General features: G+C 74.7%; 17 protein-coding genes and 2 tRNA genes. 18 read left to right on the plus strand and 1 reads right to left on the minus strand.

Going from position 1 to position 22,915, the window contains the following annotated elements:
* The first annotated feature begins 209 nt into the window (after nt 1-209).
* From proB to ACH4B3_RS19125, 5 genes are all read left to right on the plus strand, one after another.
* On the plus strand, nt 210-1,349 hold the full coding sequence (gene proB, locus ACH4B3_RS19105; RefSeq protein WP_398464186.1) for a glutamate 5-kinase: 1,140 nt from the start codon (nt 210-212) through the stop codon (nt 1,347-1,349).
* Between the two features lie 911 nt (nt 1,350-2,260).
* Complete coding sequence (locus ACH4B3_RS19110; RefSeq protein ID WP_398464032.1) at nt 2,261-2,776, plus strand: hypothetical protein; 516 nt, start codon at nt 2,261-2,263, stop codon at nt 2,774-2,776.
* A gap of 416 nt (nt 2,777-3,192) precedes the next feature.
* Nucleotides 3,193-4,491 carry a glutamate-5-semialdehyde dehydrogenase gene (locus tag ACH4B3_RS19115; protein ID WP_398464033.1) on the plus strand — a complete coding sequence of 433 codons (1,299 nt, stop codon included), beginning with the start codon at nt 3,193-3,195 and terminating at the stop codon, nt 4,489-4,491.
* A 99-nt stretch (nt 4,492-4,590) separates the two neighbouring features.
* Nucleotides 4,591-5,280 (plus strand): hypothetical protein, encoded by a 690-nt coding sequence (locus tag ACH4B3_RS19120; protein WP_398464034.1) that lies wholly within the window; start codon nt 4,591-4,593, stop codon nt 5,278-5,280.
* A 352-nt stretch (nt 5,281-5,632) separates the two neighbouring features.
* Complete coding sequence (locus ACH4B3_RS19125) at nt 5,633-6,721, plus strand: hypothetical protein (protein ID WP_398464035.1); 1,089 nt, start codon at nt 5,633-5,635, stop codon at nt 6,719-6,721.
* A gap of 104 nt (nt 6,722-6,825) precedes the next feature.
* Here the strand turns inward: ACH4B3_RS19125 and ACH4B3_RS19130 are convergent, their stop codons facing one another.
* Entirely contained in the window at nt 6,826-8,043 is a 1,218-nt protein-coding gene (locus ACH4B3_RS19130; protein ID WP_398464036.1) for a M48 family metallopeptidase, read from the minus strand.
* Between the two features lie 90 nt (nt 8,044-8,133).
* On the opposite strand from ACH4B3_RS19130, the gene ACH4B3_RS19135 reads away from it, so the two are divergent.
* The 13 genes from ACH4B3_RS19135 to ACH4B3_RS19195 all read left to right on the plus strand — a co-directional run bounded on the left by ACH4B3_RS19135 (nt 8,134) and on the right by ACH4B3_RS19195 (nt 22,697).
* On the plus strand, nt 8,134-8,289 hold the full coding sequence (locus ACH4B3_RS19135; RefSeq protein WP_398464037.1) for a hypothetical protein: 156 nt from the start codon (nt 8,134-8,136) through the stop codon (nt 8,287-8,289).
* A gap of 359 nt (nt 8,290-8,648) precedes the next feature.
* Nucleotides 8,649-8,813, plus strand: a complete 165-nt coding sequence (locus ACH4B3_RS19140; RefSeq protein WP_398464038.1) for a hypothetical protein — start codon at nt 8,649-8,651, stop codon at nt 8,811-8,813.
* Nucleotides 8,814-8,946: 133 nt separating this feature from the next.
* Nucleotides 8,947-9,558 (plus strand): nicotinate-nucleotide adenylyltransferase, encoded by a 612-nt coding sequence (nadD, locus tag ACH4B3_RS19145; protein WP_398464039.1) that lies wholly within the window; start codon nt 8,947-8,949, stop codon nt 9,556-9,558.
* A 10-nt stretch (nt 9,559-9,568) separates the two neighbouring features.
* Nucleotides 9,569-11,884: a LytR C-terminal domain-containing protein gene (locus ACH4B3_RS19150; protein ID WP_398464040.1), complete on the plus strand. Its 2,316-nt coding sequence runs from the start codon at nt 9,569-9,571 to the stop codon at nt 11,882-11,884.
* 296 nt (nt 11,885-12,180) lie between these two features.
* Nucleotides 12,181-12,621, plus strand: coding sequence for a ribosome silencing factor (gene rsfS, locus ACH4B3_RS19155; protein ID WP_398464041.1), 441 nt, complete (start codon nt 12,181-12,183; stop codon nt 12,619-12,621).
* Nucleotides 12,618-13,271, plus strand: coding sequence for a histidine phosphatase family protein (locus tag ACH4B3_RS19160; protein ID WP_398464188.1), 654 nt, complete (start codon nt 12,618-12,620; stop codon nt 13,269-13,271). The genes rsfS and ACH4B3_RS19160 overlap by 4 nt, the downstream gene beginning before the upstream one ends.
* Nucleotides 13,272-13,735: 464 nt before the next feature.
* Nucleotides 13,736-13,808 (plus strand) — tRNA-Ala (locus ACH4B3_RS19165).
* A 767-nt stretch (nt 13,809-14,575) separates the two neighbouring features.
* Nucleotides 14,576-14,809 (plus strand): hypothetical protein, encoded by a 234-nt coding sequence (locus ACH4B3_RS19170; protein WP_352137407.1) that lies wholly within the window; start codon nt 14,576-14,578, stop codon nt 14,807-14,809.
* Nucleotides 14,810-15,354: 545 nt separating this feature from the next.
* A tRNA-Ala gene (locus tag ACH4B3_RS19175) sits at nt 15,355-15,427 on the plus strand.
* 257 nt (nt 15,428-15,684) lie between these two features.
* The gene (leuS, locus tag ACH4B3_RS19180) at nt 15,685-18,570 is read left to right on the plus strand and encodes a leucine--tRNA ligase (RefSeq protein WP_398464042.1); all 2,886 of its coding nucleotides are present in this window, start codon (nt 15,685-15,687) and stop codon (nt 18,568-18,570) included.
* 473 nt (nt 18,571-19,043) lie between these two features.
* Nucleotides 19,044-19,850, plus strand: a complete 807-nt coding sequence (locus tag ACH4B3_RS19185) for a hypothetical protein (protein WP_398464043.1) — start codon at nt 19,044-19,046, stop codon at nt 19,848-19,850.
* A gap of 304 nt (nt 19,851-20,154) precedes the next feature.
* Entirely contained in the window at nt 20,155-21,000 is an 846-nt protein-coding gene (locus tag ACH4B3_RS19190) for a DegV family protein (protein WP_398464044.1), read from the plus strand.
* A 959-nt stretch (nt 21,001-21,959) separates the two neighbouring features.
* The gene (locus ACH4B3_RS19195) at nt 21,960-22,697 is read left to right on the plus strand and encodes a helix-hairpin-helix domain-containing protein (RefSeq protein WP_398464045.1); all 738 of its coding nucleotides are present in this window, start codon (nt 21,960-21,962) and stop codon (nt 22,695-22,697) included.
* Nucleotides 22,698-22,915 lie beyond the last annotated feature (218 nt).

Here is a 22,915-nt window from a genome sequence, read left to right on the forward strand (position 1 = left end):
CAATCGGTGCAAACCGGTAGGCGTTCCGCAGGGCGGAATGCGGCGGCGCTCCCACACCCGCCTGGCGTACATTGCGGGCAACGGACCAGGACGGATGCGGCCGGGAACGGTGGCCGCACCCGCACAGCGAAGGCAGGGGAACAGGCGTGGCAGCGCAGGACGGGACCGGGGGCCATCCCGGACGGGACCTGGGGGAGGCCCGGGGAGAGGTGACCGCGGCCCGCAGGATCGTGGTCAAGGTCGGCTCCTCCTCCCTCACCACCGCCGCCGGGGGGCTGGACGCGGACCGGGTGGACGCCCTGGTCGACGTTCTCGCCAAGGTCCTGGCGAACCGCGGCGGCGACCAGGGCGGCGGAGCCGCGGAGACCGACAAGGAGATCGTGCTGGTCTCCTCGGGCGCCATCGCGGCCGCACTCGCCCCGCTCGGGCTCGACCGGCGCCCCCGCGACCTGGCCCGGCAGCAGGCCGCCGCCAGCGTCGGGCAGGGACTGCTGGTCGCCCGCTACACCGCGTCCTTCGCCCGCTACGGCCGCCGGGTCGGCCAGGTGCTGCTCACCAGCGACGACACCAGCCGACGCGCCCACTACCGCAACGCCTACCGGACCCTGGACCAGCTGCTGGCCATGGGCGTGGTGCCGATCGTCAACGAGAACGACACGGTCGCCACCGACGAGATCCGGTTCGGCGACAACGACCGGCTCGCCGCCCTCGTCGCCCACCTGGTCCGCGCCGACCTGCTGGTCCTGCTCTCGGACGTGGACGGGCTCTACGACGGCGACCCCAGCACCCCCGGTACGTCCCGCATCCCCGAGGTCAGGGGGCCGAAGGAGCTGGCCGGGATCTCCATCGGCAGCGCCGGCCGGGCGGGGGTCGGCACCGGCGGCATGGTGACCAAGGTGGAGGCGGCCCGGATCGCCGCCGCCGCGGGCATCCCGGTCGTGCTCACCGCCGCCAGCCACGCCGCCGACGCGCTGCTGGGCCGGCCCACCGGCACCTACTTCCACCCCACCGGCCGGCGCTCCCGGGGCCGGCTGCTGTGGCTGGCCCACGCCTCCGACCCGCGCGGCTCGATCACCCTGGACGACGGCGCGGTACGGGCCGTGGTCGAGCGCGGCAGTTCGCTGCTGCCCGCGGGCATCGCCGCCGTCGAGGGCGAGTTCAGCGCGGGGGACCCGGTCGAGCTGCGGGACGCCGCGGGCCGGGCGGTGGCGCGCGGCCTGGTCAACTTCGACGCCAAGGAGATCCCCCGCCTGATCGGCCGGTCGACCCGCGACCTGGCCCGGGAACTCGGGGCCGCCTACGAGCGCGAGGTGGTCCACCGGGACGACCTGGTGCTGCTGCGCCACTGACCCCGGCCGGCCCCCGGCCGCGAACCTCGCCGGCCGGCCCCTGGTCGCCGCCCTGGCCCGCTGGCCCCGGCCTCCGGGCCTTGCCCGCTGGCCTCGACCTCCGACCCTGGCCTGTTGGCCCCGGCCTCCGGGCCTGGCCTGCCGGCCCCGCTCCCTGGCCGCTGACCTCGGCCGCCGGCCCGTGGCCGCCGACCTCGGCCTGCTGACCCGCGCCCGCTGGCCACTGACCTCGGGCGGTGGACCGCATCGCCGGGCCGCCAAGCGGGCCGGTGGCCCCGGCTCGCCGACCTCGGTCCGCTGCCCCGCACCCTGTGGCCACGGGATCTCGGTCCGGCGGCCGCCGGCCTGCCGGACCTGCGGCCACCGGCCCTGGTCGCTGACCTCGGACCGCCGGCCGTCGGCCTTCGGGCGGGGTGCGGGCCGGGGATGGCGGTGCTGGCGGCTGGGCCCGGGGGCCGGCACCGCTGACTCCGGCCTGAGGGGCCGAGCGTGCCGGGCCGCGGAAGGGCGGCGCGGACGGCCGGGCCCCGCGCGCCGGGGTGGTACCCGCCGCAGGGGCGGTGGCGGCGGAGGCGCCGGTGAGCCCGCTCGGGCGTCGCCCGACGGCGCGTGACCGGGGCCGCGCGCCCGCTCACGCGCTGCGTCGGGGCGGGCGGCGATGGCGCGCGGGCCGTGCGCCCGGTGGCCCCGTCGTACCGGCGATCCATGGCGTCCCCCTGACGAGCGGCAGGCCGGGGATGGAAAGTGTGACAAGTCCAGACTTCCGGCGGGGACCTTCGGCAAAACCGCCCCACGGCGGCCCCCGGACTGGTCAACTTTGTTGCGGCGGCGCCGCCCGGCGGCGGCTCCGCGGTGGCAGACGCAGACGGCTCCGCGCGCGGGCGGAGCGCTATCCGATCAGGAGGCCGCCGGTGAGACGAGGGCGTCCGGGGGCGCGGCCCCGAGGCGGGGACGCCGCCCTCCGCAGGGCCGCGGGCGAGGAACGCGCCCTGTCCAGCGTGGGGGACGACGCGACCGGGGCGGACCGCGGCCGGGACCGCGCCGTCGTCCAGCCCGCCCGGGGCGGAGCGGGCGTGACCCGGGAGGTCTCCCGGCTGTGGCACGTCACGCTCAGCGTCTCGGGTACCGAAGCGCCGCTCGCCGAGGTCAGACGGGCTCTGGAACAGCTCGCCCACGACCACCCCTTCCTGCTGACCAGCCGGTACGCCAAGGACCACGCCGAGATCCGGTACTGGGAGGAGGCCCGCGATCTGCACGACGCGGCGGCGGTCGCGCTGCGGCTGTGGGGCGAGCACCGCTCCTCCGCCAAGCTCCCGCCGTGGGAGATCGTCGGACTCGAGGTCATCGACCGCGAGACGTACCACCAGCGGATAGCCGAGGGGCACGGCCCGCCGCCCGCGTCCCGGGTGGGCGTCCACCCCTACTGAGCGGCAGCCGGCCCGGTGGCCCGCGGGCCCGGCGGCGCAGTCCCCCCGCCGGCCACGGCATCCCCGCCCCGCGCCGGAGGCCCGGGGGCGTGGTCGGCCCGGCGCGGGCGCGGGCGGGTGTGCCGGCGCCCGCGGAGGGTGAGTGCGTGAGCCGCCGACCGGCGGCGGCCGCGGGGGTACTGGCGGGGGCCGCAGGGGCATCGGCGGCAGCGGCCGCCGACGCGGGTGGAGGGTGTGCCGCGGAGCTGGCCTGCCGCGGACCGCCGGCAGGCGCGGACGCGGCCGCGGGCGGGTGTGCCGCGCGCCGCCGGCCGACCGGGCCCGCCCGCACCGCGGGCTTTCCGGATACCGGCCCCCGCGTCTCGAACCGCGGAATACCCGCCGGTCACCCGGTCGCCGCTCAGTACGCTTCGGGCATGAGCAGCGCACCCACCTCGCCCCTGACCGATCCCTGGCCCAAGTCTCCGGTCCTCCAGGCCGCCTACCGCGCCCGGGCCGCCGCCGCGGACCTGGCGCCGCTGCCGCGTGCCGTCAAGGACGACGCGCTGCTCGCCATCGCCGACGCGCTGGAGGTGCGCACCAAGGAGATCGTCGAGGCCAACGCCGTGGACGTGGAGCGGGCGCGCGCCGCCGGCACCGCGGAGTCGATCATCGACCGGCTGACGCTGACCCCCGAGCGGGTCCGGGCCATCGCCTCGGACGTCCGGGACGTCGTCGCGCTGCCCGACCCGGTCGGCGAGGTGGTACGCGGCTCGACCCTCCCCAACGGCATCGACCTGCGTCAGGTGCGGGTGCCGCTGGGTGTCGTCGGCATCATCTACGAGGCCCGGCCCAATGTGACCGTGGACGCCGCCGCGCTCTGCCTGAAGTCCGGCAACGCCGTGCTGCTGCGTGGTTCCTCCTCCGCCTACGCGTCCAACAGCGCCCTGGTGAAGGTGCTCCGGGACGCGGTCGGCGGAGCCGGACTGCCCGCCGACGCGGTGCAGTTGGTGCCCGGTGAGAGCCGTGACTCGGTGCGCGAACTGATGCGTGCCCGGGGTCTGGTCGATGTGCTGATCCCGCGCGGCGGCGCCTCGCTGATCCGTACCGTGGTGGAGGAGTCCACCGTCCCGGTGATCGAGACCGGCACCGGCAACTGCCATGTGTACGTCGACGCGCACGCCGACATCGACACGGCCATCGGGATCCTGGTCAACTCCAAGGCCCAGCGGCCGAGCGTCTGCAACGCGGCGGAGACCCTGCTGGTGCACCAGGACATCGCCGACCGCTTCCTGCCGAAGGCACTGGTGGCGCTGGCCGACGCCGGGGTGACGGTGCACGCCGACGAGCGGGTGCTGGCCCTGGCCGAGGGCTCTCCGGCCACCGTCGTGCCGGCCGTCGTGGAGGACTGGGAGACCGAGTACCTCTCCTACGACATCGCGGCGGCCGTGGTGGACTCGCTGGACGCGGCGGTCGCCCACATCCGGCTGTGGTCCTCCGGTCACACCGAGGCGATCGTCACCGGCTCCCAGGCCGCGGCCCGCCGGTTCACCCAGTTGGTCGACTCCACCACGGTCGCGGTCAACGCCTCGACCCGGTTCACCGACGGCGGGCAGTTCGGGTTCGGCGCCGAGATCGGCATCTCCACCCAGAAGCTGCACGCCCGCGGACCGATGGGGCTGCCCGAGCTGACCTCCACCAAGTACATCGTCACCGGGGACGGCCACACCCGCTGACCCCGGGGCGGTCGCCGACGCCGCGTCGGGGGGCCCGGCGGCCCCCCGACTTCTCCGCCCGCCCTGCCCAAATTGACCGCTCCGGTCTACTCTGATGGGGTGCCGGACGACGTGGGGGGCAGGCCGTTCCCGGACGGCGACGAGCCCGACGACCGCAGCCACGGGGAAGCGGAGGACGCCTTCGCCACCGTGGTCTTCGACGAGGATTTCGTACGCTCGGCAGAGATCCACGAGCCCACGGCGGTGGAGCGGATGCTCGCCGCCGCCGAGGCCCGGGCGGAAGCGGAGGCGGCGCGCCGCCGCACCGGTGCCGCCACCGCCGAGGACGAGCTGTACGACGACGGCTACGGCCCGGACTCCGAACTCGGTGACGACCCGGACGACCGGGGGACGTACCAGCGGTTCGGCCGGTTCGGGGACGCCGACGACGGGTTCGGCCCCTACGGCCGTTACGGCGGCGGGCGGCCCTACCGCGGCCACGCCCGCTGGCACCGCCCGGTGGCCTGGCTGCTTGCCGTCCTGATGGGCATCGGAGTGGTGGCGCTCGCCTTCGCCGCGGTCTACCGGGGTGCCTCCGGCAGCCGCCAGGAGCCGTCCCCGCCACCGGCCACCAGCGGGGTGGACAACCCGTCCGAGGACCCCAAGGGCGCGGCCCGGGAGCGGCCGGGCGCCTCCCCGGAGGCCCAGGGCTTCTTCACGGACCCCACCGGCGTGCCGGCCGGGCGCACCTCCGGTTCCGGCGCCCCGGCGGCGCCGGTCCCGGCCGCGGTCGTCCCGGGCGGCGGCTGACCCGCCGGTCCGCCCCCGGTCGGGCCGGCCGCTCCTCCCGGCCGGCTCCTCCCCGGCCGCTCCTCCCGGCCGGCTCCTCCCCGGCCGCTCCTCCCGGCCGGGCCACCCGGTTCCGCCCGGCCCCGCGCGCCCTCCGTGATCCTTCCGGTTCAGCCCGGCCCGCGCGCCCTCCGTGATCATCCGGTTCCGTTCGGTCCGGGGCGTTCCCCCGTGCGGACCGGTCTTCCGGTTCCGTCCGGCCGGGGCGTTCCCCCGTGCGGATCGGCCACCCGGCCCCGTCCGGCCCGGCGCCCTCGTGCGAACCCGTCCCGCGCGGCGTTTACGGCGGCGCCCGGAGACCTACCCTTGTGGTATGGCCGGGCCTGGCGACCCACCCGAGGGCACCCCCGAGGGCGTCCCGGGAGGTGGCGACGACGAATACCGATCCGTCGTCTTCGACGAATCGTTCGTGCGGGCTGCCCGCCTCCAGGAGTTCTCCGCCCAGCAGCGGATCGGCGAGCACACGCCCGCCGTCCGGGCCCGGCACTCCTGGGGCCGGATGGCGCCGTCCCGGCAGGCCCTGATCCTGGTCGCGGTGATCGCCGTCGCGTTCGCCGCGGCCGTCTACATGGGCATCCGCAACCCGTACCAGCAGCCGCCGAGGCCGGTCGCCGAACCGCTGCGCAGCAGCGTGGTCCCGCTGGCCCCCCGCGACCCGGTGCCCGGCGGGCGCCCCACCGACCTGTTCGCGCACAGCCCGGCGGCCGACTACGTGACCGGGGCCGAGGGGGTGACCCAGCCGGCCGCCCGGCAGACCGGCAGCTTCTCGGAGAGCGAGGTGATGGGCGCCCTGGCCATCGCCAAGGAGTACGTCATCGAGTCGGCGCTGGACCGCGAGGTGCTCTCCGGTGACTCCGCACAGCCGGTGCGGGCGCTGCTCGACCCGGAGCAGTTCGCGCAGTTCGACCGCAGCTTCACCCGTCCGGCCGAAGACGGCCGGCACGCGGCCACCGGGTGGCTGATCCGCTTCGACCCGGCCCAGGCGGAACTGACCGACGAGCCCGTCCGGGTGCGCGGCACGCTCTCGGTGGTGGAGCGTCCCGCGAACACCCTGGAGGTCACCGCCGACCACACCTTCGTGTACGCGATACGGCCGGCCGGCGACAAGGACGCGGACGCGGCGTCGCTGTTCACCGTCCGCCGCGAGGTCCGGTTCCATCTGGACAGCCAGGACGTGCAGGACCACCGACTGAAGGTGGCGTACAGCTCGGTCCAGGCGGGTCCGCAGTCCTGCGCCGCGGACACTTCCCGGTACCTGCGGCCGCTGCTGGCGGACCAGACCACCAAGAGCGACCGGCCGAGCGGTGTCGACCCGTACGCCACCGGCCGGACCGCCACCTCGCTCTGCGGCGTGCTGGACCCGGGCGCGCAGCCCAGCCCGCCGTCGGCGAAGGACCGCTGACCTGCGCGCCGCGCCCGCGGCCGCGCCGTTTCCCGGCCGCCCCCGGTTCCCGGCCGCCCCGGGGTACCCGGCCGTCTGGGCCCCGGGCGCCCCGGAACCGTCCGTCAGCCCCGGTTCGGCGGGCCGTCCCCGGGCGCCCCGGACCCGTTCACCGGGCCCGGCCCCGCGCCCCCGCCGTCCGTGCGGCCGCCCCCGTCCGCGCCCCCGTCGCCCGGGCCGGTGCCGCCCCCGCGGGCGGAGCCGCCGTCCGGCCCGGTGCCGTCTCCGGCCGGGGCGGAGCCGCCGCGCGCACCGCTGCCGGTGAACCGGTCCCGCAGCCGTCCGCCGAGGTCACCCGCGCCACCGGCGATGTCGCGGACGAAGGCCATCAGCGGGTCCCGGCTGGAGCGCACCGTGTCCGCGTAGTGGGCGGCCGACTCCCGGAAGGAGTCCGAGACCGAGGTGTTCCGGTCGTCCGCGCGGAGCGGGTAGTGACCGTCCATGATCCGCTGGTGGTCGCGGCCCGCGGCCCACTTCCGCAGCTCGGCGGCGCGCACCGTGGTGAACGGGTGGCTGCGCGGCAGCACGTTCATGATCTTCAGTACCGAGTCCCGCAGGTCGCCGGCCTCCTCGTACTCGTCGGCCTGCTCCAGGAACGCGTCCACGTTCATCTCGTGCAGATGGTGCCCCCCGGCGAGCTTCATCAGCCCGCGCATGGACGCCTGCAGATCCTGGCCCACCAGCAGCCCGGCCCGGTCCGCCGACAGCTCCGACTTGCGGAACCATTCGCGCAGTGCGGTCACGAGCGCCATCACCGCCACGTTGCCCAGCGGTATCCACGCGACCTTCAGCGCGAAGTCGGTGAGGAAGAGCAGCACCGTGCGGTAGACGGCGTGGCCGGACAGCGCGTGGCCCACCTCGTGGCCGATGACCGCGCGCATCTCCTCCTCGTCGAGCAGCTCGACCAGCCCGGTGGTCACCACGATGATCGGCCCGTCCAGGCCGATGCACATCGCGTTGGGCTGCGGGTTCTGCGTGACGTACATCGCCGGGACCTTCTCCAGGTCCAGGATGTAACAGGCGTCCCGCAGCATGTCGTTGAGGTGCGCGAACTGCCGGTCGCTCACCCGGACCGAGTCCGACAGGTACAGCAGGCGCAGGCTGCGCTCCGGCAGCAGGCCGCTCAGCGCCTTGAAGACGGTGTCGAAGCCGCTCAGCTTGCGGAGCGCCACCAGTGCCGAGCGGTCGGCCGGGTGCTCGTAGGCACGTGAAGAGATTCCCGGGAACCGCCGCCGGTCGCGACCCGGCTGGTCACCGCCGCCAAGGATCGTGCTGTCGCTCATCAGGACCCCCTCATTGGGCTGCTGTCGTTGCCCGTCCCCCGGACAGCCCCCACCCTAGGGGCGCCGCACCCGGGCGGTTACCGTGGGGACATGCCCGACATGACTGGTCTGACCCCTCAGCTCCTCGCCGTCGAGGCGGGTGACACCGGGCCCGGCGCCCTGCTCCGTATCGTGATCGTCGTGGGCCTGGTGGGCATGGCGCTGCTCGCCTGGCTCCTGCTGCGCGGATACGGCAAGCAGGACTGACCGCTCCGCGGGCCCGTTCCGGTACCCCGTCCGGCCCAGTCCGGCGACCGGCCGGCCGTTCCCGACCCGCCCCGACCGGCCGCAGCTGCCCTACCGGCCCCACCGGCCCCACCGGGCCCCGCCGCGGACCGGACCGTCCCGGCTCCGCCGGGGCCCCGGGCCCTCGGGCGGTGGCCGGAGTCGAGCCCGGGACGCGGTCCGGATCGTGGTCCGGATCATGGTCCGGTCCATGCTCCGGACCGTGGTTCGGCGGTGGCCCCGACGGTGAGCGCGAGCCCCGGCGGCGCGCGCCGGACCTCCCCGCTTACCATGTGGCAGACGTAATGGCCCGCTCACATCCCGGATAGGTCCTGGCGACGATGACCGCTTACAGCACCGCCCACACCCTGGCCACCCTCGCCTCCGAGGGCGGCGAACACGCCGGCAACCACGAGAGCATCAGCCCGTATGTGACCGGTGGAGCGGCGCTGCTCATCCTGCTGCTGCTGCTGTGGATCACCACCCGCTTCAACCGCGACCGCTGAACCGTACCGGCGGCAACGGGGGCCGGCCGGGCAGCGGTGCCGTCTGACGGGACCGCCGGCCGCCGCTGACGGGCCGCGGGTTCGGGGCACCTCGTGCCCCGGCACCCGGCCGGGCCCAGTAGGGTCTGCACGCATGGGAGAGCAGAAACGGTCCGCGAAGCGGCGGCTCGGCGTGATGGGCGGGACCTTCGACCCGATCCACCACGGCCACCTGGTCGCCGCCAGCGAGGTGGCCGCTCATTTCCACCTGGACGAAGTGGTGTTCGTCCCGACCGGGCAGCCGTGGCAGAAGAGCCACAAGAAGGTGTCCCCGGCTGAGGACCGCTATCTGATGACGGTGATCGCCACCGCGTCCAACCCCCAGTTCTCGGTCAGCCGCATCGACATCGACCGCGGCGGGCCCACCTACACCACCGACACGCTCCGGGAACTGCGGTCGCTCAACCCGGAGTCGGACCTGTTCTTCATCACCGGTGCCGACGCGCTCGCGCAGATCCTCACCTGGCGCGACACCGAGGAGCTGTTCTCCCTCGCCCACTTCATCGGGGTGACCCGGCCCGGCCACATACTCGCCGACCCGGGGCTGCCCGAGGGCGGGGTCTCCTTCGTCGAGGTCCCGGCGCTGGCCATCTCCTCGTCGGACTGCCGGGCACGGGTCGCGGCCGGGGACCCCGTCTGGTACCTGGTGCCGGACGGGGTGGTGCGCTACATCGACAAGCGCGAGCTGTACCGGCACGACTGCTGAAGGGGTACCGGTGAACGACGGACAGGACCCGTACGGCCAGGACCCGTACGCGCAGGAACCGTACGGCCGGCAGCCGCAGGTGTACGGCTACGACGCCTACGGGCAACCGGTGTACCAGCCGCCGCAGGACGCGTCGCCGGAGTACGGGTACGACGCCTACGGCCGGCCGGTGCAGTCCGGTGACGCCGCGTACTCCGGGCAGCCGGGGCAGTCCGGTGACGCCATGTACCCCGGGCAGTCCGGGCAGTCCGGTGACGCCGCCTACTCCGGGCAGCCGGGGCAGTCCGCCCCGCAGCCGTACGACTCCGCCGGGGCCTCCGGCTGGGGCGACCCGCAGGCCGGCGGCACGTACGGCGGACAGGGCTACGGCGGTCAGTCGTACGGCGAGCAGTACGGCGGGCAGTACCCCGAGCAGTACGGCCGGCAGTACGGGGAGCCCGGTCCCGACCCCCAGCGGTACCCCGGCCCCGATCCCCAGCAGTACCCCGGCCCCGAGGCGCAGCGGTATCCCGGCCCCGAATCCGGCGGGTCCCAGCAGCCCGGCGCGCCTCAGCAACCCGGCCCGCCCCAGGCGTACCACCCGCAGGCCGGGACACCGCCCCAGTCGCCCCAGGCCGGCCCCCGGCAGCAGACCCCCGCCCGGCCCCAGGCGCGGCCGCTGACCGAATCGGCCCAGGAGCGGCCGACCGGGCCGGACCGCGCACCGCACGGCGGGCCCGCCGCGGCGGCCGGTTCCGCCGCACCCGGCCCGGCCGCGCCGGCCCCCGGCGCGCCCGCCGGCCGGCCGACCGGTGCGCCCGGCCGGCCCGGGGTGCCCGGACAGCGGAGGCAGCGGGGACAGCGCGCCGGGACGGGCGGCCCGGCGCCGAACCCGTCGGCCGCCCGCCGGGCGGCCGACGAGGAGCACCAGGAGCCGGACGGCCCGTACCGCACCGAGCAGTTCTCCTTCCTCGAAGAGCCGGACGAGGAGTCCGAGGACGTCATCGACTGGCTGAAGTTCGCCGAGACCCGCACCGAGCGGCGGGACGAGCGCCGCCGCAAGACCCGTAACCGGCTCATCGCGCTCGCGGTGGTGCTGCTGGTGGTGCTGACGGGCGGCGTGGGGTACCTGTGGGTGGCGGGCCAACTCCCCGGCCAGTCCGGTGGCACCGGCGACGAGGCCGGGTCCGGCAAGGGGCAGAAGCGCGATGTGATCGTCCTTCACCTGCACGAGACGGGCGGCACCGGCGAGACCTCGACCGTGCTGCTGGTGGACAACGAGACCACCGAGAAGGGCACCGCCGTCCTGCTGCCCAACGCGCTCGCGGTGGCCACCGAGGAAGGCGGCTCCACCACCCTCGGCAATTCCGTCGAGGAGAGCTCGGACGCCACCCGGGAGGCGCTGGGCACCCTGCTGGGCGCCGACATCGCCGGCACCTGGCGGCTGGACACCCCCTACCTGGAGAACCTGGTCGAGCTGGTCGACGGCATCACCGTCGACGCCGACACCACCGTGCCGGCCGCCAGGAAGGGCGCCGACCCGCTGGTCACGCCCGGCAAGGGGCGGGCGCTCAACGGCCAGGCCGCGGTCGCCTACGCCACCTACCGGGCGCCCGCGGAGCCGCAGACCGAGCAGCTGGACCGCTTCGGGCAGGTGATGCACGCGGTGCTGAAGAAGATGTCCGGCGACGCGGACGACGCCACCGGCACGGTGCAGTCGCTCGCCCAGATCCCGGACCCCTCGCTGAGCGAGCAGGAGCTGGGTGCCTCGCTGGCCCGGCTCGCGGAACGCGCCAGGAACGGCGCGTACGACACCACGGTGCTCCCCGTCGAGCAGGACGGGACGCTCAGCGAGAAGGCCACCGACCACGTGGTCAAGGACATCCTCGGCGGCACGGTGAAGAACACCGACCCGGGCGGCACCGCGCGGATCAGCGTGCGCAACGCCAGCGGGAAGCCGACCGCGGGCAGCGCGGCGCAGATCGCGCTGATCAACGGCGGCTTCACGGTCCTCGCGGCCGGCGACGCGGGTGGCACCCCGCAGGCCGAGTCCCGGGTGACCTACACCGACCAGGCACAGGCCGCGCAGGCCAAGGAGGTCGCCAAGACCCTGGGACTGCCGGCCGGCGCGGTGGCCAAGGGCAAGGGCGCGGCCAACGCGGACGTGACCGTGGTGCTGGGCCAGGACTACAAGGGCAGCGCGGGTCCGGGCGGTGCCACCGGCTCCGGCGGCACCGCCTCGGGGGACGCCGCCGCCACGGGCGGGACCGCCTCGGCCGGCTCCACGGGCGGCTCGGGCGACGTGCAGGGCGTGTCCACCGGCGGCACCACCGGGGCCACCGGCTGATACGCCCGGCCCGGCCGCCGCCACGCGGCCGGGCGGGTGGCGGACGGTGCGGTGGCTGCGGTGTGCGGCCCGCGCCGGGCGGCGGTCGGCCGGGTGACGGAGCGCGCGGGCGGGTGACCGGTCGGCCGGGGCCCCGGGCTGCCGGTTCCGGGCAGGCCGCGGTGCCGCCCCCGCCGAACGGCCGCTGCCGAACGGTGTCGCGGCCCCGGGGCGGCCTGGAACAAACGTCTGGCGCCGGTGCGGGTGGGGCGTGAGACCCTGGAGGTATCACGTCCCACGACCGGAAAGTACCGCCTGTGACCGCCACAGACCGCTCCATCGAGCTCATCAACGCCGCCGCGCAGGCGGCAGCCGACAAGCTCGCGCACGACATCATCGCGTACGACGTCAGCGACGTCCTGTCGATCACCGACGCCTTCCTGCTGGCCTCGGCGCCGAACGACCGCCAGGTCAAGGCGATCGTCGACGAGATCGAGGAGAAGCTGAGCAAGGAACTCGGCGCGAAGCCGGTGCGCCGCGAGGGCGACCGGGAGGCCCGCTGGGTGCTGCTGGACTACGTCGACGTCGTGGTGCACGTCCAGCACAGCGAGGAGCGCGTCTTCTACGCGCTGGAGCGGCTCTGGAAGGACTGCCCGCAGCTGGAGCTCCCCGCCGACGCGGTCGCCACCCGCGGCAAGGCCGAGGAGCACGCCCAGGCGCGGTCCGCGGCCGGCGACGGGGTCGGTGAGCTGAGCTGAACGGCAGCAAGGGCGGCAGGGGCCGCCGGATCGTGCTGTGGCGCCACGGCCAGACCTCATGGAACCTGGAGCGCCGGTTCCAGGGCTCCACGGACATCGAGCTGACCGAGACGGGCGTCTCCCAGGCCCGCCGCGCGGCCCGGCTGCTGGCCGCCCTCAAGCCGGACGCGATCGTCGCCTCCGACCTGAAGCGGGCGAGCGCGACGGCCGCCGAGCTCTCCGTGCTCACCGGGCTGGAGGTCGCGCACGACGCCGGTCTGCGGGAGACCTACGCGGGCCACTGGCAGGGGCTCACCCACGAGGAGATCATCGAGCGCTACGGCGACCAGTACGCGGCGTGGAAGCGCGGCGAACCGGTCCGCCGCGGCGGCGGCGAGCTGGAGACCGAGGTCGCCGACCGGGCCGCGCCGGTGGTCAGGGCGAGCGCCGACAAGCTGCCGGACGGCGGCACCCTGGTGGTGGTCAGCCACGGCGGCACCATCCGCACCACCATCGGGCGGCTGCTCGGGCTGGACCCCAGGTCCTGGGAGGCACTCGGCGGACTGACCAACTGCTGCTGGTCGGTGCTGGGCGAAGGAGCCCGGGGCTGGCGCCTGCTGGAGCACAACGCGGGGACGCTGCCCGAGCCGGTGCTCGGCGACGACGACTGAACGGCACCAAGCGCCTGCGGTGGACCGGGCCCCGGTCCCCGAGGGCGGCCGGTCGCCCACGGCGGGCAGGTGCCCACGACGGGCCGGTGCCACGGCGGGCCGGGGCCCACGACGTGTCGGTGCCCCCGGCGGGCCTGGTGCCTACCACCGGCCGGTGCTCGTGGCGGACGGGCCGAGGTCCCCGCGCGGGGTGACGGGGGACCGGGTACACCGCCTCCGCCGTGCCGACCGCGACCACCGGGTGCCCGGGGAACGCGGGCCCGCCGGACCTCCCGGTGTGATCGGAGCGGCCGGCCGGGGCGGTGCCCACCGTCCGGAAGCGGGTCTCGGCGGGCCTAGGCGGGCCGCCGACCGGCGGCGGACCCGGTACCGGTCGGCCGATTTCCCATTCGGGCAGGTCACAGGCTAAGGTTCATCTTGTTCGCGGCACGGCGGGGGGAAACCCCGGCGGGGCTGAGAACAGCGGGGCTATAGCTCAGTTGGTAGAGCGCTTGCATGGCATGCAAGAGGTCAGGAGTTCAATTCTCCTTAGCTCCACAGCACGGAAGATCCCGTCTCCCCCCAGGGAGGCGGGATCTTCTGCATGATCCGCCGGTTTCCCGCCCCCCCCTGGCCCTCCCGGTCTTCCCGGTCCTCGTGGTCCCCCCGGTCCTCCCCGTCCGGGGGGCGCGCCTTTTCCCCTGCGGCGTACCGCCGCGAGGGCGCCGTTCCCACGCGGAGGCGGGCCCGCCCCCATCACGCGCCCCGGGCCCACCCCGGGCCACGCGAGTGTCACGGAGGAGGGTCAGGGCGTGGCTGTCGGGGGAGTGCCCGGGCCCGGTGCCACGGGAAGGACTTGACGAGCGCGACCAGGGGCGCGGCGCCAGGGGCAGGTCCGGGACGCGGCGCTGCGGAGGCGGCCCGGCCCCCTGTGGCGCCGGGTTCGCGGTGCACGCCGCCGGGATCCGGCATCGGCGTCCGGGCCCGCTACCGGAGGCGATCGGTCCGGTGTGCCCAACCGGACCCCGCCGTCGGAGTTCTGGCGGGCCGTCACCTCCTCTCCGGATTCCGGCCCCCACCCGCGGCCGGAGGTTGGCGACGGTGGAGCGATCACCCGACAAACGCCGCCGCACCGCCGCTGACCCGCGCCGTTTCGCATGGCAGAATCGGGACGGCCGAAGGGGGACGGGGCCGATGGGGATGGATGGTGCGATGACAACGGCGGCGTCTCCCGGGCCTGTACGGCCGCACCGGCCGGTACGGTCCGCCCGGCCAGCAGCGTCCGCCCGGCCTCTAGGGTCCGCGGCCACACCTGGAGCGGAGTGATGGGGGCACACAGCCGGAAGTGCGACTGGTGCGGGAGCGGCACGCCGATCGTGCGGGACATGGAGCCGCTCAACCCCGAATACCAGTACTGGTGCGTGGAGTGCGCGCGGGCGCTGATCATAAAGGGCGACCCGATCGAGACCTACCGCGAACTCGAAGGGGAACCCATCTACGGGCGACTGCTCGACGAGCACTGCACCCTCAAACGCTTCTACTCGTTCGCGACGGCTTGAAGCACCGGCCGCCCGGCCCGCTCGCCTACCGCCGTTCCGGTCCGCTCGCCCTCCGCCGTCCCGGCCTGCTCGCCCACCGCCGTTCCGGCCCGCGCCTGCCGCCGTCCCGGCCCGCGTCCACCGTCGTCCGGAGCCCGCGCCGGCCGCCCCCCGGAGCCCGCCCGGCTCGGCCGCTCCGGACCTGACCGCCGGCGCCGGCCGAGATCTCCATGCCGGCCGCGCCCACCTCGTCGCCGGCCCTGCCCACCCCTCGTCCACCGGTGTCCGCCGGCTCCGGGCCCGCCGCCACCCCCGTCCGCTTCCGTCCCGCCCGCCGGATCCGGGCAGCGGGTCCGCCGGCCCCTCACGGTCCGCCGGCCCGTCACGGTCCGCCGGCCCCTCACGGTCCGCCGGCCCCCCGCGGTTCGCCGGGACGCCGTCGGGACCATGCCGCCGACCGGGCGGCGCGGAACCGATTTGGCAGAAGGCCGGGGGGTCCGTGTAATGTAGGCGATGCCGCCGAGGGGAACCGGGAAGAACCGGAAGAACCAAGCGGTGCTGAACCTGGGGCTATAGCTCAGTTGGTAGAGCGCTTGCATGGCATGCAAGAGGTCAGGAGTTCAATTCTCCTTAGCTCCACTCCCAAGGTAAGCGGGTCGTCCGAAGCGGACGGCCCGCTTTCTGTTCGGTCGAGCCATGTGCGCCCGCTTCACCCCCTGCGGTAATCTGAGCCCATGCGTGCCGTACGCCTTCTGCTTAGCGGGCCGCGCTGATCAGTACCGACCGGTGAAGGTCGGCATCGGCGCGGCGTCCCCTCCTGTGCGAGGGGATTTTTCGTTTCGTCACCCTGACGAGTCGTACCGCTGACAGAGACGATCGATGGAGCTTTGAGGACGATGAGCGAGACCAACACTGCTGCCGAGGTGGCCGCGCCGCACCGCTACACGGCCGCGCTGGCCGCCGACATCGAGGCGCGCTGGCAGGACTTCTGGGACGCCGACGGCACGTACGAGGCACCGAACCCGACCGGCGACCTGGCCGGCGACCCCGCGGTCGCCGAGCTGCCGAAGACGTTCATCATGGACATGTTCCCGTATCCGTCGGGTGCGGGGCTGCACGTCGGTCACCCCCTGGGGTACATCGCCACCGACGTCTACGCCCGGTTCCACCGCATGACCGGTCACAACGTCCTGCACACCCTGGGCTTCGACGCCTTCGGCCTGCCCGCCGAGCAGTACGCGGTGCAGACCGGCACGCATCCGCGGGTGTCCACCGAGGCCAACATCGTCAACATGAAGGCGCAGCTGCGTCGGCTGGGCCTGGGGCACGACAAGCGCCGCTCGTTCGCGACGATCGACCCCGAGTACTACAAGTGGACCCAGTGGATCTTCCTGCAGATCTTCAACAGCTGGTACGACGAGGAGGAGCGCCGCGCCCGGCCGATCGCCGACCTGGTCGAGCAGTTCGCCTCCGGTGAGCGCGCCACGCCCGACGGCCGCCCGTGGACCGGGCTGAGCGAGGTCGAGCGCGCCGACGTGCTGGGCGGCTACCGGCTGGCCTACGCCTCGGACGCGCCGGTCAACTGGTGCCCCGGCCTGGGCACCGTGCTGGCCAACGAGGAGGTCACCGCGGACGGCCGCTCCGAGCGCGGCAACTTCCCGGTGTTCAAGGCCAATCTGCGCCAGTGGAACATGCGGATCACCGCCTACGCGGACCGCCTGCTGACCGACCTGGACGAGCTGGACTGGCCCGAGGCCATCAAGCTGCAGCAGCGCAACTGGATCGGCCGCTCCGAGGGCGCCCGGGTCGACTTCGCGGTGGACGGCCGCACCGACGCGGCGATCACCGTCTTCACCACCCGCCAGGACACCCTGTTCGGCGCGACGTACATGGTGCTGGCCCCGGAGCACGACCTGGTCTCCGGTACCGACTCGATCGTCCCGGCCGGCTGGCCCGAGGGCACCCACGAGGTGTGGACCGGGGGCTACGCCACCCCGGCCGAGGCGGTGGCCGCCTACCGCAAGCAGGCCGCGTCCAAGTCGGACGTGGAGCGCCAGGCCGAGGCCAAGGACAAGACCGGCGTCTTCACCGGCGCCTACGCGGTCAACCCGGTCAGTGGTGACCGGGTGCCGGTCTTCATCGCCGACTACGTGCTGATGGGCTACGGCACCGGCGCGATCATGGCCGTCCCGGCGCACGACACCCGCGACTTCGCCTTCGCCCGCGCCTTCGAGCTGCCGATGCGCTGCGTCGTCGAGCCGTCGGACGACCGCGGCACCGACCCCGCCGACTGGGACGACGCGTTCGGCTCGTACGACGGCACGATCGTGAACTCCGCCCAGGACGGGATCTCGCTGGACGGCCTGGGCGTCGCCGAGGCCAAGGTGAGGATCACCGAGTGGCTGGAGACCCGGGGCATCGGCGAAGGCACCGTCAACTTCCGCCTGCGCGACTGGCTGTTCAGCCGTCAGCGCTACTGGGGCGAGCCCTTCCCGATCGTCTACGACGAGGACGGCGTCGCCCACCCGCTGCCGGAGTCGATGCTGCCGCTGGAGCTGCCCGAGGTCGACGACTACTCGCCGCGCACCTTCGACCCGGACGACGCGGACACCTCCCCGGAGACCCCGCTGTCCCGCAACGACGAGTGGGTCCACGTGGAGCTGGACCTGGGCGACGGCCGCGGCCCCCGCCGCTACCGCCGGGAGACCAACACCATGCCCAACTGGGCGGGCTCCTGCTGGTACGAGCTGCGCTACCTGGACCCGCACAACAGCGAGCGGCTGGTCGACCCGGACATCGAGCGCTACTGGATGGGTCCGAGCGCGGGCCGCCCGCACGGCGGTGTCGACCTGTACGTCGGTGGCGCCGAGCACGCCGTGCTGCACCTGCTGTACGCCCGGTTCTGGTCCAAGGTGCTGTTCGACCTGGGGCACATCTCCTCCGCGGAGCCGTTCCACAAGCTGTACAACCAGGGCATGATCCAGGCCTATGTGTACCGGGACGCCCGCGGCATCGCGGTCCCGGCCACGGAGGTCGAGGAACGCGACGACGTCTACTACTACGAGGGCGGCAAGGTCTCGCGGCTGCTCGGCAAGATGGGCAAGTCCCTGAAGAACGCGGTCACGCCGGACGAGATCTGCGTCGAGTACGGGGCGGACACCCTGCGCCTGTACGAGATGGCGATGGGGCCGCTGGACGTCTCCCGGCCGTGGGACACCCGCGCGGTCGTCGGCCAGTACCGGCTGCTGCAGCGGCTGTGGCGGAACGTGGTCGACGAGAACACCGGCGAGGTCACCGTCGTCGACGCCGAGCCGGACGAGGCGACCCTGCGCGCCCTGCACAAGGCGATCGACGGCGTCCGGCAGGACATGGCGGGGCTGCGCTTCAACACCGCCATCGCCAAGGTCACCGAGCTGAACAACCACGTCACCAAGTTGCGGGAGGTGCCGCGCTCGGTCGCCGAGGGCCTGGTGTTGCTGATCGCGCCGCTGGCCCCGCACATCGCCGAGGAGCTGTGGCGCAAGCTGGGCCACCAGGACTCGGTGGTCCACCACGACTTCCCGGTCGCCGACCCGGCGTACGTGGTGGACGAGAGCGTGACCTGCGTCGTGCAGCTCAAGGGCAAGGTCAAGGCCCGGCTGGAGGTGCCGCCGACGATCTCGGACGACGAGCTGGAGAAGCTGGCGCTGGCCGACCCGGCGGTGGTCGCCGCACTGGGCGGCGCCGGTATCCGCAAGGTCATCGTGCGCGCGCCGAAGCTGGTCAACATCGTTCCGGCATGACACCGGAGCACTGACGCGGGCGGCCCCGGCCGTGACCGGCGAGACGGCCACGGCACCGCCCACCGGAGCGCCCCGGCGTCACCCCGTGGACACCACGGCCTCACTGGTGACCGGTCACTGGTCACCGGTGAGGTGCGGCGGGCGAGGGGTGACGGGTGAGGGGTGACCGGGCCTCCGGTGGCCGGGTGACCGCTTCGCGGCCGTGACCGCGTCGGCGCCTGACCGCCGTGCCCGGTCGGCAGGCCCGCCGAGCGGCTGGCTGGCGGTCGGTCGGCGGTCGGCGGGCGCGGGGCCGGACCGGCCGGGCGCCGTCGAAACGGTTCGCGGGCAGGGTGGGGTTCCCAGGAACTTCGGCCCTGCCCGTCCGTGTTTCAGGGCCTCCGAGGAACTCCGGTCCGGCCTGTCTGCGTTTACCGTGGAGGGACGACACGTCCGGATACGCGCGCGCCGACAGCGAGGGGCTAGGGATACCGATGGAATCCGTGATTCTGATCCTGGCGCTCCTCGTCGTGGTGATCATGGGGCTGGGGATCTACCTGGGAGTCAAGGCGGTACGGGCCGCCAAGCGCGGCGTGGACCGCACGATCACCCAGGCACGGCGCACCGTCGAGGACACCGCGCTGCGGGCCAAGAGCTTCGGCCAGCCGGGCCCGGCGGGCGAACTGGCGCAGCTGCGGCTGTCGCTCCGCAAGTCCATGACGGCGACCGAGCAGGCGCTGCAGGCGGGCGCCGCCGAGGACTCCTCGCTGAGCGAGTCGCTCGCCCTCTTCCAGCGGCTGCGGTCCCACGCCGACGAACTCGACGCCGAGCTGAAGCGAGCGGAACGGGAGCCCGACAAGAGCCGCGTCCTCGGCCGCCTGCCCGAGATGCGCGAGCGCACCCGGCAGGTCACGTCCTCGGCCGATTCGCTGCGCCATGCGGCCCAGGAGCGGGCCCATCGCTTCGCGCAGGACGACCTGGCCCAGCTGTCCCGCCAGATCGAGATGGAATCCGGCGCCCTGCGGCACTGGACTCCGGCGCCCGGAGCCACGGACACCTCGCCCGCCGCCTCCGCGGGGACGGCACCCGGCGCCACGGGCTCCCCGGCCGCCAGGGACGCCGACGGGGGCGCCGGGGGCACCGAGCGCGCCGGAGACACGCCGGCTCCTGGCGTGGCCACCCCGGGGGCCGCCGGGCCGGCCACGGCGGAGTCACCGCGGCCCGCACTGGACGCGCCGCCGGAGCACACCTGGCAGCCGGGCCACTCCTGGCAGCGGTCCGCCCACCCGGAGAACGGCTGACCCGCACGGTACGGTGACCCACGCACCACCGCCGGTAAGCCGGCGGGCGTCGCGCCGGCCGCGGGCGCCCCTGCCGCACCGCCCGTGGCACGCCCGTGGCGCATCCGTCGCACGATGCGTGGCGCACCCGCCGCGCGGTGTGGGGCGGATCGGCCGCGCGGTGTGGGGCGGACCGGCCGCACGGTGCGGGGCGCCTCTGCCGCGCCGCTTGCGGCGTATCCGCAGCGCCCCCGGGGCGCTGTCACCGTGCGGCCCGGAGGGCCCGCGCTGTCGGGTCCGCACGTCCCCCGCTAACCTCCCAGTCATGTCCCGCCATGTCGCGATCGTGACCGATTCCACGGCCTACCTGCCTCAGCAGGTGATGGAGCGACATCACATCACCTCGGTCCCCCTCACGGTGGTGCTCGGCAGCCGGGCACTGGAGGAGGGCACCGAGATCTCGGCCCGCTCCGTCGCCCAGGCGCTCCAGAAGCGCAAACCCGTCACCACCTCCCGCCCCAACCCGGAGATGTTCGCCGCCGCCTACCGTGCGGCCGCCGAGGCGGGTGCGGCCGGTGTCGTCTCCCTCCATCTGTCCGCCGAGTTCTCCGGGACCTACGACGCGGCGGTGCTGGCGGCCCGGGATGCGCCGGTGCCGGTGCGGGTGGTCGACAGCGGCATGGTGGCCATGGCCCTCGGCTTCTGCGCGCTGGCCGCCGCCGAGACCGCGGACAGCGGCGGCACCCTGGATGAGACCGTCGCCGCCGCGGTGAAGCGGGCCGAGGCGACGTCGGCCTACTTCTACGTGGACACCCTCGACTACCTGCGGCGCGGCGGCCGGATCGGCGCGGCGCAGGCGATCTTCGGCTCGGCCCTGGCGGTGAAGCCGATCCTGCAACTCGACGAGGGCCGGATCGAGTTGCGGGAGAAGGTCCGGACCGCCTCGAAGGCCATCGCGCGCCTGGAGGAGATCGTCGTGGAGCGGGCCGGGGCGAGCCCGGTGGACATCGCCGTGCACCACCTGGCGGCCGGCGAGCGGGCGACAGCGCTCGCGGACCGCTTGCGGGACCGGGTGCCGGGGCTGGAGGAACTGTACGTGAGCGAGGTCGGCGCGGTGATCGGCGCTCACACTGGCCCCGGCCTGCTGGGGGCCGTGGTCTCGCCCCGGTAGGAGGTGGCCGTCCGGGTGCTCGGCCCCTCAGGCGCGGTATCGGGGGGCGACCGGTACCGGCGGGATGCGAAGGCGCATCTCAAGGCGCATCTTGTGGTGGCGGAATGTGCGGTGACGCGTTGCGCGGAGATGGGGCGGCGGCGTGGCGTATGTGTGCGGCGTGTCTGTGCGGTGTCACACGGTGGCGGATGTGTGTGGTGACGCGTCGTGCTGGGTGAGTCATCCCCGATCGACGGGCTGGGCATGCCCCGCCGGGCCCGGTTCCCTCGGCCGAGTGGCTGAGTTATCCACAACTGGCCGGTTATCCCCGGGAATCGCGGTCCTCCAGCGAGATCGGCGACCTCCGCCTACCGTCGGGCCTCATGGGATCACGATCACAATCCGTAATCGACCGCCCGGCGCACGGACGACCGCGCGTGCGGCGCGGATCAGGTGCCCACCGTCTGGTCCGCACCCCGCGCCCCAGCTCCGGCACGGCCGAGCGGGCAGCCGCCCTGCTACGCCACCCGCCGGGGACGCGACCGCATACCGGAAACGGCCCGGTGAGCCCGGCCACCCGCCGTGGCGGAGCCACTCGCACCGGCCCGCCCTCCATCGGGATCGACCGGCCACCGGAAGCCGCGGCCGGCCCCCGGGAGGGGACCGATGGGGTCGGCCCGGTCGGCACCGCCACTGCCGGCACCGTGGGTACCGCCGGATCAGGCCCCTGCGATACCGCCGAACCCCGGGCAGCCGAGACAGCTGAACCGCAGGCCGAGACAGCCGAGCTTCGGACCGCCGCCACCGCCGCCGCCACCGAACGCGGTGCTGTCGGCACCACCGGCACCGCCCTGACCGGCGTCGGCTCCGACGACGGGTCCGCAGTTCCGGCTCCGCGCTCTGGGCTGCCACCGGATGGCGGGTTCCCTCCTTCCGGCGCCGCGTCGGGTGGGTGGCGCCGGCACCGCATCCGGCTCGCGGTGAGCGAACGGTTACCCCTGTGGTGGCGGACCAGGTGCGGCGTCGAGCCTCGGACCCTCGCCGCACTGGCCCTCGTCCTGCTCGTCGCGGCAGGCTTCGCCGCCTACCACTTCTGGGCAGGGCGCCCACAGACCGTGCACGCCCCCGCCGCCGAACACCCGTCCGGTACTTCCGCCGTCACTCCGTCCGGGGACACTGGGCAGACCCCTCACGGTCCGCCGCTGCCGGCGCCCGCTCCGGCAGCGGCAGCCACCAGCGGCGGCGCCCCCGGCCACGGCCGGGGCGTGGTGGTCGACGTGGCGGGCAAAGTGCACGACCCCGGTGTCCACCGGCTCCCGCCCGGTTCCCGGGTGGCCGATGCCCTCAGCGCGGCCGGTGGCGTACGGCGGGGCACGGATCTCAGCGGCCTGAACCGCGCCCGGGTGCTGACCGACGGCGAGCAGATCGTGGTCGGCGGCGCGCCCGGTCCGCCGACGGGGGGACAGCCCGCCGCGCCGGGTGCCGCGCCTCGCGGTGCGAACGCGAGCGGCACCGCCCCGGAGGGTGTCCCGATCAGCCTCAGTACCGCCACCGCCGAACAACTCGACACGCTGCCCGGGGTCGGACCGGTGCTGGCCCAGCACATCCTCGACTACCGGACCGAGCACGGGGGTTTCCGCTCGGTCGACGAACTCCGTGACGTCCACGGCATCGGCGCGCGCCGCTTCGCCGACCTGCGGCCGCTGGTTCGACCATGAGCGGCGCGGACCGGACGCCGACGGTGGCGCCCCCGGAGGCCGGGGCCGCGGCGCGGCATCCGGCCGGGGCTCGCGCCGGCATCCCGGACGGACCACCGCTCGTGGTCGGCGGCCTCCGGCATGACGCCCCGGGGAGGAACGGGAGGACCGCACCGGGGAGGAACGGGAGGGCCGCGGCGGGGGTGCGGCCGGGGCGCGTACGGGTGCACGCCGATGCG

The organism is Streptomyces sp. NPDC018031 (genome assembly GCF_044327625.1).
In the GTDB taxonomy this organism is placed as follows: domain Bacteria; phylum Actinomycetota; class Actinomycetes; order Streptomycetales; family Streptomycetaceae; genus Streptomyces.

What these genes read in the sequence shown, in the direction of transcription:
- ACH4B3_RS19115 (WP_398464033.1), top strand. Translation starts at nt 3,193, where the DNA reads ATGAGCAGCGCACCCACCTCGCCCCTGACCGATCCCTGGCCCAAGTCT.
- ACH4B3_RS19125 (WP_398464035.1), top strand. Translation starts at nt 5,633, where the DNA reads ATGGCCGGGCCTGGCGACCCACCCGAGGGCACCCCCGAGGGCGTCCCG.
- ACH4B3_RS19130 (WP_398464036.1), bottom strand. Translation starts at nt 8,043, where the DNA reads ATGAGCGACAGCACGATCCTTGGCGGCGGTGACCAGCCGGGTCGCGAC.
- ACH4B3_RS19135 (WP_398464037.1), top strand. Translation starts at nt 8,134, where the DNA reads ATGCCCGACATGACTGGTCTGACCCCTCAGCTCCTCGCCGTCGAGGCG.
- ACH4B3_RS19140 (WP_398464038.1), top strand. Translation starts at nt 8,649, where the DNA reads ATGACCGCTTACAGCACCGCCCACACCCTGGCCACCCTCGCCTCCGAG.
- nadD (WP_398464039.1), top strand. Translation starts at nt 8,947, where the DNA reads ATGGGAGAGCAGAAACGGTCCGCGAAGCGGCGGCTCGGCGTGATGGGC.
- ACH4B3_RS19170 (WP_352137407.1), top strand. Translation starts at nt 14,576, where the DNA reads ATGGGGGCACACAGCCGGAAGTGCGACTGGTGCGGGAGCGGCACGCCG.
- leuS (WP_398464042.1), top strand. Translation starts at nt 15,685, where the DNA reads ATGAGCGAGACCAACACTGCTGCCGAGGTGGCCGCGCCGCACCGCTAC.
- ACH4B3_RS19185 (WP_398464043.1), top strand. Translation starts at nt 19,044, where the DNA reads ATGGAATCCGTGATTCTGATCCTGGCGCTCCTCGTCGTGGTGATCATG.
- ACH4B3_RS19190 (WP_398464044.1), top strand. Translation starts at nt 20,155, where the DNA reads ATGTCCCGCCATGTCGCGATCGTGACCGATTCCACGGCCTACCTGCCT.